This is a genomic window from Burkholderia sp. L27(2015) (assembly GCF_009765705.1).
Taxonomy (GTDB): domain Bacteria; phylum Pseudomonadota; class Gammaproteobacteria; order Burkholderiales; family Burkholderiaceae; genus LMUX01.
The window spans coordinates 184837-198418 of the sequence record NZ_LMUX01000016.1 but is presented as its reverse complement, the minus strand read 5'-3'; the positions used below and the strand labels follow the sequence as shown (position 1 = coordinate 198418).

Below are 13582 nucleotides of genomic sequence, written 5' to 3'. Positions count from 1 at the left end.
CCCGCGTCGGCCCACAGAATCGGCCCACTCAGTCGGCCCACTCAGTCGGCCCACTCAGTCAGCCACCTCAGTCAGCCCGTTTTTGCAAGCCGGTGATGCCAGCGCAGCAACAGTAAATTAACCCCCGTGGCGAACAGGAACAGCATGAGCGCGAGCGCCATGATGGTCTCGGTATCGTTGCGGGCCATCGCGATCATCAGCATGTGGCCGATGCCGCTTTGCGAGGCGAACATCTCGCCGATCAGCGTACCGAGCAAGGTCAGCGAAAAGCCGATGCGCAGGCCCGCCACCACCTCCGGAATCGCCGCCGGCAACATCACATAGCGCGCGAAATCGAGTGGCGTGAGCCGGTACGCCAAGGCGGTGCGTGCATAGACGATAGGCATGTTGCGCACGGCGCCCATGGTGAAGACGGTGATCGGAATAATCCCGTGGATGACGCCAAAGGTGATCTTGGCCGAGAGTCCGAGCCCGAACATCAGCAACACCACGGGATACAGCGTGATCTTGGGCAGCGCGTAAAACGCCATCAACAGCGGCTCCATCACGTCGCCCGCGAGCCGGCGCGCACCAAGCACCAGGCCGAGCGAGACGCCGCCGATTGCGGAGATGACGAGGGCCGCGATGAATGCAATGCCCGTCGCTTCCAGGCTTTGCGGGAAATCTTCGTCACGCACGATCTTCAACGCCTTCACCGCGGTGCGCCAGGGCGTAGGCAAAATCTCCGGGCCGGCCAGCCAGCTGCACAGTTGCCACAGCACCAGCAACGCCAGCACCAGAATCACGGCATCGCTCCAGGAGCGCGACGCGCGCGGCGTACCGAGTTCGCGCGCCGTAGTCGAGGTGACGGTGCTCATGTCGCCGCCCGGCTCATACGCCGATAGAGTCGAGCCTCGGCCATATGCAACAGCATATTGAGCGTGCCGACAAACAGCAGCAGCAACAGCATCAAGCCATACATGCTCGGATTGTCGAAGTTGTTATAGGCGAACGCGATCCGGTAGCCAAAGCCCGAACCCGACAACACGAATTCTCCGGCAACGATCGCAATAAAGGCATACACCACCGAGAGCTTGATGCCCGTGAACACAAAAGGCAGGCTGGCCGGCAAGGTGATCAAGCGAATCTCGGCGAGCGGGCTCATGCGCAATGCCCGTGCCGTGCGCAACATGACGCGCGGCACGCGCTCCAGGCCATTCAAGGTGTTGACCGCCATCGCCACGACGGCGAACAGCACGCCCAACGCGATCAACGGCCAACGGTTCAGCCCCATCAACACGATCAAGATCGGATAGATCACGAAGATCGGCACGGCGTAGTACGACATCAGCAAGGGATCCAGCACCCGACGTACGCGCGGCAGTTTATATAGCGCCACGCCAAAAGCGAACCCGGCGACCACCGCCAACACCACCGCGAGTGCGGCACTGCTCAGCGTAAGCAGGATGTCATCGGTGTAGTCGCCCGAGCGCAGCAGTTGCCACGCGCCCACGACCATGCGCGAGGGCGGGATGAACGAGACCGGGTCGATCCACGCGAGTCGGCTCGCCAGTTCCAGCGTGAGGACAAATGCGACCACAAGCGCGACGCGCCAGCGCGCGGCAAGGTTCATGTCTGGCTCCCGAGCGCTTTCATGGCCTCGCCACGCAACAGGCCCCAGACGCGCGCCGTCAGCTCGCCAAAGCGCGCATCGAGTGCGGTATTGCTGTCGCGCTCGCGCGGCCAGTTGGTCTCTATCGTTTCGATAAAGCGCCCCGGGCAGGCCGACATCACACCGATGCGATCCGACAGCAGCACGGCTTCGTCGATCGAGTGGGTGATCAACATCACGGTGGCGCCCGTGTCACGCCATAGCTTGAGCATCTCGTCGCCCATCAGCAGGCGCGTTTGCTGATCCAGCGCTCCGAACGGCTCGTCGAGCAGCATCAGGCGCGGGCGCACCACCATCGCACGCGCGATGCACACGCGCTGACGCATGCCGCCCGAGAGCTGTGCCGGGTACGCCTGCGTAAACGCCTTCAGGCCCATAAACGCCAGAGCATGCTCGACCCGTTCACGAATCTCCGGCTCGGGCAGCCCCGCGCGACGTGCCCCGAATGCGGCGTTGTCATACACCGTCAGCCAGGGAAAGGTAGCGTCCTCCTGGAACACCACCGCCACACCGTCGGGCACCTTGGCGTGCACCGGCGCGCCTTCAAAGATCACGCTGCCGCTGCTGGCCGGATTAAGCCCGGCCATCACATCGAGCAAGGTCGATTTGCCGCATCCCGAAGGCCCGACTACCGAAAAAAATTCACCGGCACGCAAGTTCAGGCTGACCGGACCCAACGCATGAAACGGCGGCCGGCCTTTACTGCCCGCGTAAATGCGCGTCACGTCGGTCAGCGTTGCGTGAATCTGCGGCCCCGCTGGTGAAGTCGGATTGGCCGACACCACCGACAGCGGTGTACCGGGTTTGCGTAATGGGCCCATCACCCTTCTCCTTATTTGGAGCGTTCGCTCGCCGGCAGCAGCGAGTCGTCGACGATCTTCGACCAGTCGAACGGGCCCGGCTCGATTGCCTTGACCAACACCAGACCCTTGAGCAGTTCGTTCATGCCGTTATAGTCGAACCCACCGGTGCTCCAATAGTTGGGGTCGCTCGCCAGGACATTCTTGATCGCAGCGGTCGCAACCGCTGGGTCCATTTTGTATTCCTTAGCGAGAATTTTTCCCGCTTCATCGGGATGCGCCTTGATGAATTCGACACCTTTGCGGCGCGCATTGATGATGCCGCGGATCACATCGGGGTGTTGCTTGAGGTAATCGGTGCGCACCACGCCGACCGTCTGGGTCTCCTTGGGCACGATATCGACGGCGCGAAAGGCGATCTTCAGCGCTGCTTTTTTCTCGCTATACGAGGGCTCCGTCATGTACGCCGCGTCGACCGCATGCTGCTGCAGCGCAGTCATTGCACCGCTTGACGAGCCCACCGGCTTGCGTTCAACCTGGCCGAGCAGCCCCGCGTTCGACAGACCTATCGTGGAGACCATGTCGGTGGTGGACTTCGGGCTGCTATAGCCCAGCTTCTTACCCTTCATCTGGGCGATACCGTTGATATCCGAATCCTTGAGTTCGACCCACACCAGATCGGCCAGGCTCAGCACGCCGCCATGCACAATGGTTAGCGGCACGCCTTGCTGAGACGCGGCAATTGCCGCGGGCAACGCCACTTCGCCATAGGGTATTTCGGATGCCATCGCATTGCGCACCGTGGTGCCGCCGCCTTCCGAAGTAATGAACCCAGTCACATCGATGCCGGCCTCCTTGAAATAGCCCTTCTCGTACGCCACCGCGAACGGCACGCCGTACATGCCATCGGCCCAGTGCGTAACGGTTAGCGAGCTGGCCTGAGCCAACGAGGCAGCGGCCGAAATGGCGGCGACGCCGGCGATGCGTGCTACAGCACGAAATGCTTTCATGGTGCGGTCTCCTGATTTTTTTATCGTTAGCGAAGTTGGCCTACACACTCCTACGGTCACGTTATGGTCGCAACTCGTCAATACAGATCCTACACCCACGCACGGCATACGCCGCCTAGGCTAAATAGCTAGATTTTTGCCGCGGGTTTCGCTACGTGCTTCACTGCGTGCTTCGCCGGCTTCCAACTGCTCTTCCGTAAATCCCAACTCATCGATCAAAATCGCGCGATTGCTGGCGCCCAATTTTTGCGCGGTATGGCGTACGCGGCCCGGGGTCGCTGAAAGCTTGCCGACGATATTCTGAAAGCGCAGCGAAGCGCCGATTTCTTCGTCGAAGATCGACACGAGATTTTCTCGCGCGGCGAAATGTGGATCCTCGAACACCTGGGCTATCGTGTTGACCGGCGCCGCGGCCGCTTCACACGCGATGAAGCGCTCCATCAGCTCGTCCAGCGTAAAGCGCGCCGCGGCCGCGCCGAGCGCCGGATCGAGTTCGCGATTGTTCTTCATGCGCAGCCGATTGTCGCGAAAGCGTGGATCGTTCGGTATATCGGGCACTTCGAGCGCCACGCACATGCGCTCGAAGGTCGACTGCGAGGCACCCGCGATCGCGACATATTTGCCGTCTTTGGTGCAATAGCAATTGCGCGGCGCGGTGAAGGAGTGCAGGCTGCCGTTACGCTCCTGGACCAGTCCGAGTTGATCAAAATCGATCGCTTGCGGGCCGAGCAGCATAAACAGCGGTTCGTACAAGGCGAGATCGATGAATTGACCTTTGCCGCCGTTAACGTCGCGCCCCTTGAGCGCGACCATCGCGAGAAACGCACCCATCAGCCCCGCGGTAGAATCCGCCAACCCGAACGCGGGCAGGATCGGCGGCTGGCCCGCATTGCCGTTGATGTGGGCGAAGCCGCTGTAGGCTTCGGCCAGCGTTCCGAAACCGGGCCTCGCGGCGTTCGGGCCGGTTTGACCGAAACCCGTAATGCGCAGCATCACCAGCCGTGGATTGATGGCGCAGAGGACATCCCAGCCTAAGCCCCAACGCTCCAGCGTACCCGGACGGAAGTTCTCCACCAGCACGTCGGCGTCCTTGACCAGCCGCTTGAGGATCTCGGCACCCAACGGCGTACGCAGATCGGCTGTGACGGATTTCTTGTTGCGGTTGAGAACCTTGGCGTACAAACCTATGCCGTTCTTGTTGTTGCCCCAGAACCGCGATTCATCGCCCGTGCCGGGTCGCTCGACCTTGATGACCTCGGCGCCGAAATCCGCCATGAACATGGCGCCGATCGGCGCCGCAAGAAAGGACGCGATATCGATCACCCGTACGCCTTCGAGGGGCAAGCGGACATGCGATGCTTGCTCGGATTCGATCTGCTCGGAGGTCATGGGGACAAGCTCCTGTTCGACGTTCATTAATCGATGATTTAATGTATACGTAGAAAAGAGCGTTGTCTAACCTTTTCGAGGGTGGGTATACGCGGGCCTGAGCGCGAGCTCAAACGCGGACTAAACGCGGCGGACTAAACGCGGGCCCTAAGCGTGGCCCCTGCCCCCCAACCCTACGTACGCCCCCAGGCACAGACCCCAGACTCTCCCTCAGGCTTGGTGGATCCGGTATTGCTTCAACACGCTGGTCTGGTCGCGCCAGCCGCGTTCGCGGTGGCGGCGATACAGATCGGCGGCCAATTTGGCGTCGCCGCCGCGAATTGCCTCGATGATCGCGCGGTGCTCCGCGATAGACTCGCGAGGCTGCGGATGTGGGCGTAGCCGTTGCGTGAATTGGCGGACCCGATGCACCTGATCCCAGCACGTCATCACGATATCGCTCAAGCGCTTGTTGCCGCTGAGCACGACCAGTTGCAAATGAAATGCTTCATCGGCCAATGCCCACGCTTGCATGTCGCCTCGTTCGAGCGCCTCGGTCATGTCATTGCAGGCGGATTCGAGCGGCGCGACGTCGACCGGCGGCTGGGCGCTTGCAATCAGCGATGCGGCCGTCGGTTCAAGGCTGATCAGCACTTCGTAGATCTCCTTGATGTCGGAAATCGACGTCGGCACGATCCGTATGCCGTGACGCGGAATCACCTGCACCAGTCCTTCGAGCTGCAAACGTATCAAGGCCTCGCGTATCGGCGTACGGCTCAGTCCGAGCAGCAGCGCGATCTCCTGCTCCAGCAATTGGGAACCCGGCGCCAGCTCACTGTCCATGATCTTCTGGCGCAGGATTTCGTATGCCGCGTCGGTCGCGTTGTTGGCACGCTTGGTGGGCAAGACGCGTTTGGCCGCCGTCCAACTTGGCGGCTCGGGCACTACCGCGTTGGCACCCACAGCGCTCGCGGCCGCACTCACGGTCGTAGCGACCTCTGCGAAATCCGCAGCGGCAGCAGGTGCCTGCATCTCTTCAATGCGGCTATTGCGCCGTGCCACCGGCGGCTTGGTCGTTTTCATCGTCTGATCCTTGAACTCCCACTGCCTTATGTAGGATGAGGTCGCTGCCTCATATTGAATGATGTCGCTGCCTCATGCGCAATGAGCTTGCCACCTCACGGGGTGAGGCCGCAGCCTCATGCAGGGTGAGACCGCGCGTGCGTTTTAGCCTGTGCCATCACTTCGCTGTGAGTGCCCACGGCGCTCACGTAGCTTAGACATCGTATATCGAGCAGGGCCGCGATATCGCGCGCGGCCGAGACGGCAGCTTCGGTCGATATCCCCGTCTCCACCTCCATCTCATTGAGTATATGGACGATGTCCTCGGTAGCTAGGTTGCCCACCGCGGCAACACTGGTTGGCGTCATGATGCCCCCGCCTATGCCGCAAATACTGCCCTCGATAAAACTCGCCCCGGCATCGAGCGCCGCGACCATATTGGCCGCACCGTTGCCCCCGGTATTGTGGACGTGGAAGCCGACGTCGATATCGGGAAACCGATCCAGCGTCATCCGGATCAACTGGTTGATTCGACGCGGATCTTCCAATCCCATCGAATCGGCCAGGTAAAAGCGCTTGATACCGCCGTTGCGCAATTGATCCATCAGGCCAAGCACACGCTCGGGCGCGATGCGTCCTTCGTACGCGCACCACCAAGCCGTGCCGATCGCCATCAAGAACGGCGTATGCGCAGCATCGGCGACGCGAAACGTTTTGAGCGCGGCTTCAACACCCTGCTCAAGCGTCATATTCTGATTTTTCAGATTATAGATTTCGCTCGCCGTAATCAGACCGAGAATCTCGTCGGCGCGTGCGGCAACTGCACGTTCGGCGCCGCGCGGATTTGGCGCTTGGGCACGATAGACCGTGCCGGGGCGACGCGTGATGCGCGCCATCACCTCTTCGGCATCCTTCAGATGCGGGATCACGCGGGGATGGGCGAAATTGGTCACTTCGACGACGGGAAAACCAGCATCGGAAAGCCGATCGACCATCTTCACCTTGGTGTCGGTGTCGACCCAGCGATGAAAGCTCTGCAGACCATCGCGCGCCGATACGTCGACGACGGTAATTCGTTCTGGAAAGTGCAACACGCTGGGTCTCCGCCGTTGCGACCGCCTCAAGCCCCTGAATTGCGGGTTTGGCAGTCCGATTTGCCATGAAAACCGTCATCATTAACGTATGCGCTATAAAATCCGTAGACGCCGACGCATCTTAGCACCGCTGATTACGCAGGGCGAATTTTGTGTTTTTTCAGAGTACTTCGGCTTCTGGTCAACCAGCGGCGCGATGCGTACCTATCTCATCCGAACCCAGCGTCATTTCGATTTCGAACGACTGAGGTGTCGCATGAAATTCGATGTATTCGGCCGGCGCGCCATGTTGGTCATAGTGGAAGCGACGAATATAAAGCAGCGCCGCACCGACCATGGTTTGCAGATGCCGCGCCAGGCTCGGATCCGCAAGTGCCGCGCTGACGATCTGTCGACCCGAAGACAGTTCCACACCACGCTCGGCCAGCAACGTGTACAGCGATTGTCGGTGGAAGTCGCTACGCGACAAACTGCCCACGGCATCCGACAAGTAAGTGACGACATGAAATACAGGCCGCGCGCCGATCGACCGCAAGCGCACGATGCGGTGCAATTGCGCGTCCGGTTCGCATTGAAAGAATTCCTGTAAATGCGCAGGCGCCGCGACCCGGCTCACATCAAGCACCTTCACCTGGGTACTCGCGCCCACCGAGCGCACATGCTCCATCAGATCGGCATTAGGCACGCGCAGCTTTTCCCGCATTCTGCCCGTGCAGACAAAGGTTCCGACACCGCGACGCTTTTCGACCAGCGATTGCGCGCGCAGCGTCGCGAGCGCATTTCGTACCGTCACGCGCGAAACGCCGAACGTCTTCGCGAAATCGTCTTCGCTCGGCAGCATCTGTCCTTCAGCGTACCGGCCCGACAAAATCGCGCTGCGTACCACCAGAAAAACCTGATGGTGCAATGGTGTTCCGCCACCGCGCTGAATCGCCCCGGCATCGTCCTTACTCATCCCTACTCCCTAGCTCGCATTGACTCGCTGATGCCATCTAGCCCCGCGCTAGGCATTGTAATCGAGCGGCCTCGCGCTACGGGGCAAGCGAGCGCTTGATCGCGCGGGGGATCAGCGGTTCGCAATCGACGGGCGGATTAGCGCTCTTGTATTAACATTAGAACAAGTCTATATTCTTTTGCACAGATAAAAACGGGAGACAGGTATGCCCGATACCAAAACGGACGCACCACGCACTTTCTTCGAAAAAGTCTGGAGCGATCACGTCATTGCCGAGCTGGATGAAGACCCAGCCGAGTGCACCACGGAAGGCACTACAGAAGGCACCACTCAACGCACTGCGCTATTACAGATCGACCGCCTGTTCCTGCATGAAGTGACAGGCGGGGTCTCGCTGCGCGAACTCAAGCAAGCTGGGCGTGCAACATCGAGTCCGGGTCAAGTGTTCACGGCGATCGACCATGTGGTCAGTATCCGCCCCGACCGCCGCCCAGGGGAAGGACGCAACGAAACGGCCACCGCGATGATCGAGGAAACGCTGGTCGCCTCGGCACGAGAAGGGCTGCAGGTCTTCAATATCGGCGATCCGCGCCAAGGCATCGTCCATGTGATCTCGCCGGAGTTGGGCCTGACATTGCCAGGCACCACACTGGTGTGCGGCGACAGCCACACCTGCACGGTGGGCGCGCTGGGTACGCTGGGCTGGGGTGTTGGATCCAGCGAGGGCGTCCATGTACTGGCGACCCAGACCTTGCGCCAGGCCAAGCCCAAGACCATGCGGATTTCGTTTGAAGGGGCGCTGCGTCCGGGCGTGTCAGCCAAGGACATGGCACTGCACTTAATCGGCTCGATCGGGGCCAATGGCGGAATCGGCTACGCGGTCGAATTTGCGGGATCCACCGTGCGCTCGCTGCCCATCGAGGGGCGACTCACCTTATGCAATATGGGGATCGAATTCTCCGCGCGGTACGCATTCGTCGCTCCGGACGAACTCACCTACGCGTTCCTGAAAGATCGCGAATATGTCCCCAAGGGCGCAGCATGGGATGCAGCGGTGGCCTACTGGCGCACGCTGCCCTCCGATGAGGGTGCGCAGTTCGACCGGGAAGTCAAAATCGACAGCACCACGATCGCACCGCAAGTGACATGGGGAACAAGCCCGCAGCAATCGGTCGGCATCGATGGCACGGTACCCGAGCCCGACGACTATGACGATCCCGGCACGCGGGAGCTGGTGCGTACTGCGCTCGATTATCAACGCCTTTCGCCCGGTACGCGTGTCGATCAAATCCCGATCGACGTCGCCTATATCGGCTCGTGCACGAACGCTCGCTTGTCGGATCTGCGCGTTGCCGCCGATGTGCTCAGAGGGCGCAAGGTCGCCGCAAATGTCCTCGCGATTTGCGTTCCAGGCTCGACGCAGGTGAAGCGCGCGGCGGAAGCTGCGGGATTGGACCAGGTGTTTCGCGACGCGGGTTTCGAATGGCTGGAGCCCGGTTGCGCGATGTGCGCCACCGGCGGTGCCGATCGACTCGCCAACCGCCGCGTGATCAGCACCACCAATCGAAATTTCGAAAACCGCCAAGGCCCGAAAACACGCACCCACCTCGCCAGTCCGGCAACCGTGGCGGCCTCGGCCATACTCGGACACTTCGCCGACGCGCGAACCTTTTCGACGCACGCTTAGGTACGCTTAGGTACGCTTAGGTACGCTTAGGTACGCTTAGGTACGCTTAGTACGATTAAGGAGAGAAAGTGGAATCGTTCACTCGTATTCGCGCGACCGCCGCGCCGATGATGCGGATCAATATCGACACGGATCAAATCATCCCGACACGTTTTCTATTGCGCACGTCGGAGGAAGGCCTCAACGAGGGCTTGTTCGCAAATTGGCGCAGCCTCGCCGACGGCACGCCGGACCCAGAGTTCATATTGAATCGAGCGCCTTACGACCGGGCCGAGATCATCCTCACCGACCGGAACTTCGGTTGCGGCTCATCCCGCGAGGCAGCACCGAGGGCATTGCGACAGTCGGGTTTTCGCGCGGTGATCGCGCCGAGTTTCGGTGACATCTTTTTCGGCAATTGCTTTCGAAACGGGGTGCTACCCGTGATCTTGCCGATCGAGACCGTCAACGCTCTGGTGCAACAGGTTGCAAGCTCGCACGGTACCGCACCGATCGAGGTCGACCTCGAACACGAGCGTGTCACGGCGCCCGATGGGCTGACGTTTGCGTTCGTCACACCTAAAAAGCTCAGGGACATGCTGTTGAACGGGCTTGACGAAATCGATCTGACCATGCAGCTCGACGACAGCATCGCGCGTTTTCGCGCCACCGATCGCGCAAAGCGGCCTTGGGCGTATCTGGAACGCGGCTCGTATTGAGCGAGCGCGACGAATTGAACCGGGAGATCACAGTGTCCGATAAGCAGAGTGCCGCGACCCAGGCAGGCACCGCACCGCTGGAAACACCCGCTGCCGGCGTCGATCCCGCGCAGGTCGTCAAGCGTGTCGGGCGTCGTCTGATGCCATACGTCTTTGCGCTCTATTTCATGTCTATCGTCGATCGCGGCAATCTGGGCTTTGCGGCCTTGGCCATGAATAGCGAACTCCACCTCACGCGTGAAATGTTCGGCTTCGGCGTGGGGATCTTCTTTTTGACGTTCGCGCTGTTCGAGCTCCCGAGCAATCTTGCGCTGGCGCGCTTCGGCGCACGCGCCACGCTCACGCGCATCGCCATTCTGTGGGGTTTGGCGACCATGCTGATGGCGTTCGTCAGCGGCCCCAATAGCTTCTACGGCATGCGCGCGCTATTGGGCGCTGCGGAAGCCGGCATCGCGCCCGGGGTATTCCTGTTCATCAGCTACTGGTTTCCCACGGCCTACCGCGCACGTTACAACGCGGTGTTCATCTATGCCGTGCCGGTCGCGTATGCGGTCGCGTCGGTTGTCTCCGGATGGATCATGCAGCTCGACGGGGCGCTCGGCCTGCCCGGCTGGAAATGGCTGTTTCTTCTCGAAGGCCTGCCGGCGATTCTGCTCGGTCTTTTTGGTCTTTGGTATTTGACCAACAAGCCCACTGAAGCCCACTGGCTGAGCGCGGCCGACCGGCTCTGGCTGCAGGGCACGCTAGATCGCGAGGCGCAGGCGCCCGCGTCCGAGCAACGCGCTCATCCGCTGCGCGTGTTCGCCAACCCCAACGTTCTGTTGATGGCCAGCGTCATGGTGGGGATTTTCTGCGGCCTGGCGACATTGAACACCTGGCTGCCGCTCATTATCCGAGGATACGACGTGCCGCTCAAACTGATCGGACCGCTCGCCGCGCTGCCGTCGTTTGCAGGGGCAATCGGCATGTTCCTGACCAGCCGTCACTCGGACCGGCATCGCGAACGTGTCTGGCATCTGATCGGCGCGTTGCTGTTCGCGGCACTCGGGTATGTCGCGATTGCCTTGTCCACCAGCCTCGCGCTCACGATCCTGGGCTTCGTGCTGGCCAACATCGGCATTTACTCAGCCAATGCGGTTTTCTGGACGATCCCCCAGTCATTCCTGCCCAAGAATATGACGGCCGCGGGCCTGGGCATCATCAGCACCGTCGCCAGCCTGGCGGGCTTCGGCATCACCACGTTGGTTGGTCATATCCAGGAGAAAACGCACAACCTCACGTCGTGCTTCGCGATCGTGATCGCCGTGCTGCTGGTGGTTGCCGTGGTCGCCTACATCCTCGGGCGTCGGCTCAAGCGTATGCCGGATGCAAGCCTGCACGCGAGCGTCGGCTCGGCCGTCGCAGGCTCCCATTAGTTGGCACTCGTATTGCGGTTGGGTACAACGGGCGAACCCACTACGGGCGAACCGCCGAATACGCGAGACGTACGCACGCTTGGAAATGAAAAATCCGATCGGCGTGCAGAGCAGCAAGCCGGATCGGATCGATATAGCCATGATGGACGGTCGCTGGCGTTGCCGCCGTCCATCATTGCGATTTTATTTCTTCTTTGCCGCAGCGCCCGAAGTCGCGGGCTTGGCTGCAGCCCAGGTCGTCCCGTCGGTGGGGGAAGGAAGCTTCTTGGGTTGTTTAGGCTTTTTCGTTTCGCGGTTACCGCGTAATTGACCTTTGGCCATCATATTTCTCCGATATGCCCGTCGCGGAACGCGACCGCATGCTCAGAGTGTGTACGTAATTCGCTCGGCTGTCGCGGACTATTTTTTGGCGTACATCGTCTTGGTTGCGCCGGGCAGCCCTCTATTCGGGGCATCCGCCATCCGTGTCAACGTCCGCGCTTGGCCCGCGTCGCAGCCAATTGCGCTTCCAGCTCACCGATACGCCGCAACAGCGTCAGCGCAAGCGACACGCCATGAGGGTCGAGCTGAAAATCATCGCGCAGGCGACGCGCGGTCTTCACAGTCATGACGTACTTGAGTTCGAACGAGCGCGGCTGTACCTCCGGCTGCTGCGGCGCGATCACACCGGCTTCGATCAGATCCTCGATTTCTTCCATCGACAAGCCGGACACTTCGACCAAATGCTCGATCCGGCATACAGCGGCGTCGTTCAACCACACCGTATCGGTTATTTGCATAGTCATGGACTCGTTCCTTACGCAAAATGCTTACGAGGATTAAAGCCGGAAGCCGCCGCGAGTTGCTGGAACAATTCGTGTTCGCGCGTACTAACCGTTTTGGGCACTTCCACGCTCACCACCGCGTAGAGTGCGCCCAGGGTGCCGTCTGCCGCCGCAAGTCCTCGTTTGGCCAGCCGCAGCCTTTGCCCGGCCGTGGTGCCAGGCTTGACGTTGAGCTCCACGGTGCCGCCCAAGGTGGGAAGCTGGACTGCCGCGCCAAGCACCGCTTCCCATGGCGTGAGCGGCAGATCGATGTAAAGATCGCGGCCGTCGACCCGATACAGCGGATGCGGATGCAAGGCCAACGCGACGTAGAGGTCGCCATTGCGCCCCCCGTTGAGCCCCGCGCCGCCTTTGCCCGCGAGCCGCAGACGTTGGCCATCGGCGGCACCGGTCGGGATCGTAATGCGAAACGTGCGCGCTACCCGGTGAGGCCGGCCATGTTTGTCGTACTCGGGCAGCTCGGCGCTCACCTCGATTTCGCCGCCGCGATGAATCTGCTCGAGCGAAATCGATGCGGCGACTTCGTAATCCTGACCTGGCATTGGAAAATCGTCCCGTGACTGAGCACCGCGCCTCGCCCGGCCAAAGCCGGCGAATAGATCCGATAAATCGATGTCTTCGAAACCGGTGGGGCCGCCTGCGTTGACATGTGGTTCCCAGTCGGGCGGCGGCGTGAATTGCTCGCCGGGAGCATGCTTGCCCAACCTATCGTAGGCGGCACGCTTTTCAGGATCTTTCAAGGCCGCGTAAGCCTGCTGCGCTTCCTTGAATTTCTCCTCGCCCTCCGGATCCTTGGTCACGTCCGGATGAAATTTGTGAGCCAGCTTGCGATAAGCCTTTTTGATCTCAGCCGCCGTGGCGGTGCGTTCCACCCCCAGGGCCTGGTAGTAATCCTTGAATTTCATGATAGCCCTAGGAGAGAATTGGACAGCAGCTCCAAGTTAAGAGCCAGGTTATCGATTCCGGGTATCGACACCTTAGGCAGGCGTTTGCCGCACTAGTTCAGGCCGAGAGCTCA

Annotated in this window: 14 protein-coding genes; 4 read left to right on the top strand and 10 right to left on the bottom strand. The window is 60.9% G+C overall.

Annotated elements, in window-relative coordinates; all coding sequences use genetic code 11:
• Nucleotides 1–71: 71 nt before the first annotated feature.
• The 8 genes from GSQ77_RS08835 to GSQ77_RS08800 all read right to left on the bottom strand — a co-directional run bounded on the left by GSQ77_RS08835 (nt 72) and on the right by GSQ77_RS08800 (nt 7940).
• The gene (locus GSQ77_RS08835) at nt 72–857 is read right to left on the bottom strand and encodes an ABC transporter permease (RefSeq protein ID WP_158901150.1); all 786 of its coding nucleotides are present in this window, start codon (nt 855–857) and stop codon (nt 72–74) included.
• Nucleotides 854–1612, bottom strand: coding sequence for an ABC transporter permease (locus tag GSQ77_RS08830; protein ID WP_158901148.1), 759 nt, complete (start codon nt 1610–1612; stop codon nt 854–856). Before GSQ77_RS08830 ends, GSQ77_RS08835 begins: the two co-directional genes overlap by 4 nt.
• The gene (locus GSQ77_RS08825; RefSeq protein WP_158901146.1) at nt 1609–2472 is read right to left on the bottom strand and encodes an ABC transporter ATP-binding protein; all 864 of its coding nucleotides are present in this window, start codon (nt 2470–2472) and stop codon (nt 1609–1611) included. Before GSQ77_RS08825 ends, GSQ77_RS08830 begins: the two co-directional genes overlap by 4 nt.
• An 11-nt stretch (nt 2473–2483) precedes the next feature.
• Nucleotides 2484–3461, bottom strand: coding sequence for an ABC transporter substrate-binding protein (locus GSQ77_RS08820; RefSeq protein WP_158901144.1), 978 nt, complete (start codon nt 3459–3461; stop codon nt 2484–2486).
• 120 nt (nt 3462–3581) lie between these two features.
• Nucleotides 3582–4850 (bottom strand): CaiB/BaiF CoA-transferase family protein, encoded by a 1269-nt coding sequence (locus tag GSQ77_RS08815; protein ID WP_158901142.1) that lies wholly within the window; start codon nt 4848–4850, stop codon nt 3582–3584.
• A gap of 210 nt (nt 4851–5060) precedes the next feature.
• Nucleotides 5061–5912: a GntR family transcriptional regulator gene (locus GSQ77_RS08810; protein ID WP_254067529.1), complete on the bottom strand. Its 852-nt coding sequence runs from the start codon at nt 5910–5912 to the stop codon at nt 5061–5063.
• Nucleotides 5913–6028: 116 nt separating this feature from the next.
• Nucleotides 6029–6985, bottom strand: a complete 957-nt coding sequence (locus tag GSQ77_RS08805; RefSeq protein WP_158901140.1) for a hypothetical protein — start codon at nt 6983–6985, stop codon at nt 6029–6031.
• Between the two features lie 181 nt (nt 6986–7166).
• Nucleotides 7167–7940 carry a GntR family transcriptional regulator gene (locus tag GSQ77_RS08800; protein ID WP_158901138.1) on the bottom strand — a complete coding sequence of 258 codons (774 nt, stop codon included), beginning with the start codon at nt 7938–7940 and terminating at the stop codon, nt 7167–7169.
• Nucleotides 7941–8145: 205 nt separating this feature from the next.
• Between GSQ77_RS08800 and GSQ77_RS08795 the strand changes: the two genes are divergently transcribed.
• From GSQ77_RS08795 to GSQ77_RS08780, 4 genes are all read left to right on the top strand, one after another.
• Nucleotides 8146–9627, top strand: a complete 1482-nt coding sequence (locus GSQ77_RS08795) for a 3-isopropylmalate dehydratase large subunit (RefSeq protein WP_158901136.1) — start codon at nt 8146–8148, stop codon at nt 9625–9627.
• A gap of 68 nt (nt 9628–9695) precedes the next feature.
• Entirely contained in the window at nt 9696–10325 is a 630-nt protein-coding gene (gene leuD / locus GSQ77_RS08790) for a 3-isopropylmalate dehydratase small subunit (protein WP_158901134.1), read from the top strand.
• 32 nt (nt 10326–10357) lie between these two features.
• Nucleotides 10358–11740, top strand: coding sequence for an MFS transporter (locus GSQ77_RS08785; protein ID WP_158901132.1), 1383 nt, complete (start codon nt 10358–10360; stop codon nt 11738–11740).
• A gap of 85 nt (nt 11741–11825) precedes the next feature.
• Entirely contained in the window at nt 11826–12050 is a 225-nt protein-coding gene (locus GSQ77_RS08780; protein WP_158901130.1) for a hypothetical protein, read from the top strand.
• Between the two features lie 157 nt (nt 12051–12207).
• Here GSQ77_RS08780 and GSQ77_RS08775 read toward each other — a convergent pair whose 3' ends face one another.
• Together GSQ77_RS08775 and GSQ77_RS08770 are read right to left on the bottom strand one after the other, a co-directional pair.
• Nucleotides 12208–12525: a chaperone modulator CbpM gene (locus GSQ77_RS08775; RefSeq protein ID WP_158901128.1), complete on the bottom strand. Its 318-nt coding sequence runs from the start codon at nt 12523–12525 to the stop codon at nt 12208–12210.
• An 11-nt stretch (nt 12526–12536) separates the two neighbouring features.
• Complete coding sequence (locus tag GSQ77_RS08770; RefSeq protein WP_158901126.1) at nt 12537–13469, bottom strand: DnaJ C-terminal domain-containing protein; 933 nt, start codon at nt 13467–13469, stop codon at nt 12537–12539.
• Between the last annotated feature and the right edge of the window lie 113 nt (nt 13470–13582).

Bases quoted from the DNA above. Each gene is read 5' to 3' on its own strand.
- GSQ77_RS08835 (WP_158901150.1), bottom strand. From the start codon at position 857: ATGAGCACCGTCACCTCGACTACGGCGCGCGAACTCGGTACGCCGCGC.
- GSQ77_RS08830 (WP_158901148.1), bottom strand. From the start codon at position 1,612: ATGAACCTTGCCGCGCGCTGGCGCGTCGCGCTTGTGGTCGCATTTGTC.
- GSQ77_RS08825 (WP_158901146.1), bottom strand. From the start codon at position 2,472: ATGGGCCCATTACGCAAACCCGGTACACCGCTGTCGGTGGTGTCGGCC.
- GSQ77_RS08820 (WP_158901144.1), bottom strand. From the start codon at position 3,461: ATGAAAGCATTTCGTGCTGTAGCACGCATCGCCGGCGTCGCCGCCATT.
- GSQ77_RS08815 (WP_158901142.1), bottom strand. From the start codon at position 4,850: ATGACCTCCGAGCAGATCGAATCCGAGCAAGCATCGCATGTCCGCTTG.
- GSQ77_RS08810 (WP_254067529.1), bottom strand. From the start codon at position 5,912: ATGAAAACGACCAAGCCGCCGGTGGCACGGCGCAATAGCCGCATTGAA.
- GSQ77_RS08800 (WP_158901138.1), bottom strand. From the start codon at position 7,940: ATGAGTAAGGACGATGCCGGGGCGATTCAGCGCGGTGGCGGAACACCA.
- GSQ77_RS08795 (WP_158901136.1), top strand. From the start codon at position 8,146: ATGCCCGATACCAAAACGGACGCACCACGCACTTTCTTCGAAAAAGTC.
- GSQ77_RS08780 (WP_158901130.1), top strand. From the start codon at position 11,826: ATGAAAAATCCGATCGGCGTGCAGAGCAGCAAGCCGGATCGGATCGAT.
- GSQ77_RS08775 (WP_158901128.1), bottom strand. From the start codon at position 12,525: ATGACTATGCAAATAACCGATACGGTGTGGTTGAACGACGCCGCTGTA.
- GSQ77_RS08770 (WP_158901126.1), bottom strand. From the start codon at position 13,469: ATGAAATTCAAGGATTACTACCAGGCCCTGGGGGTGGAACGCACCGCC.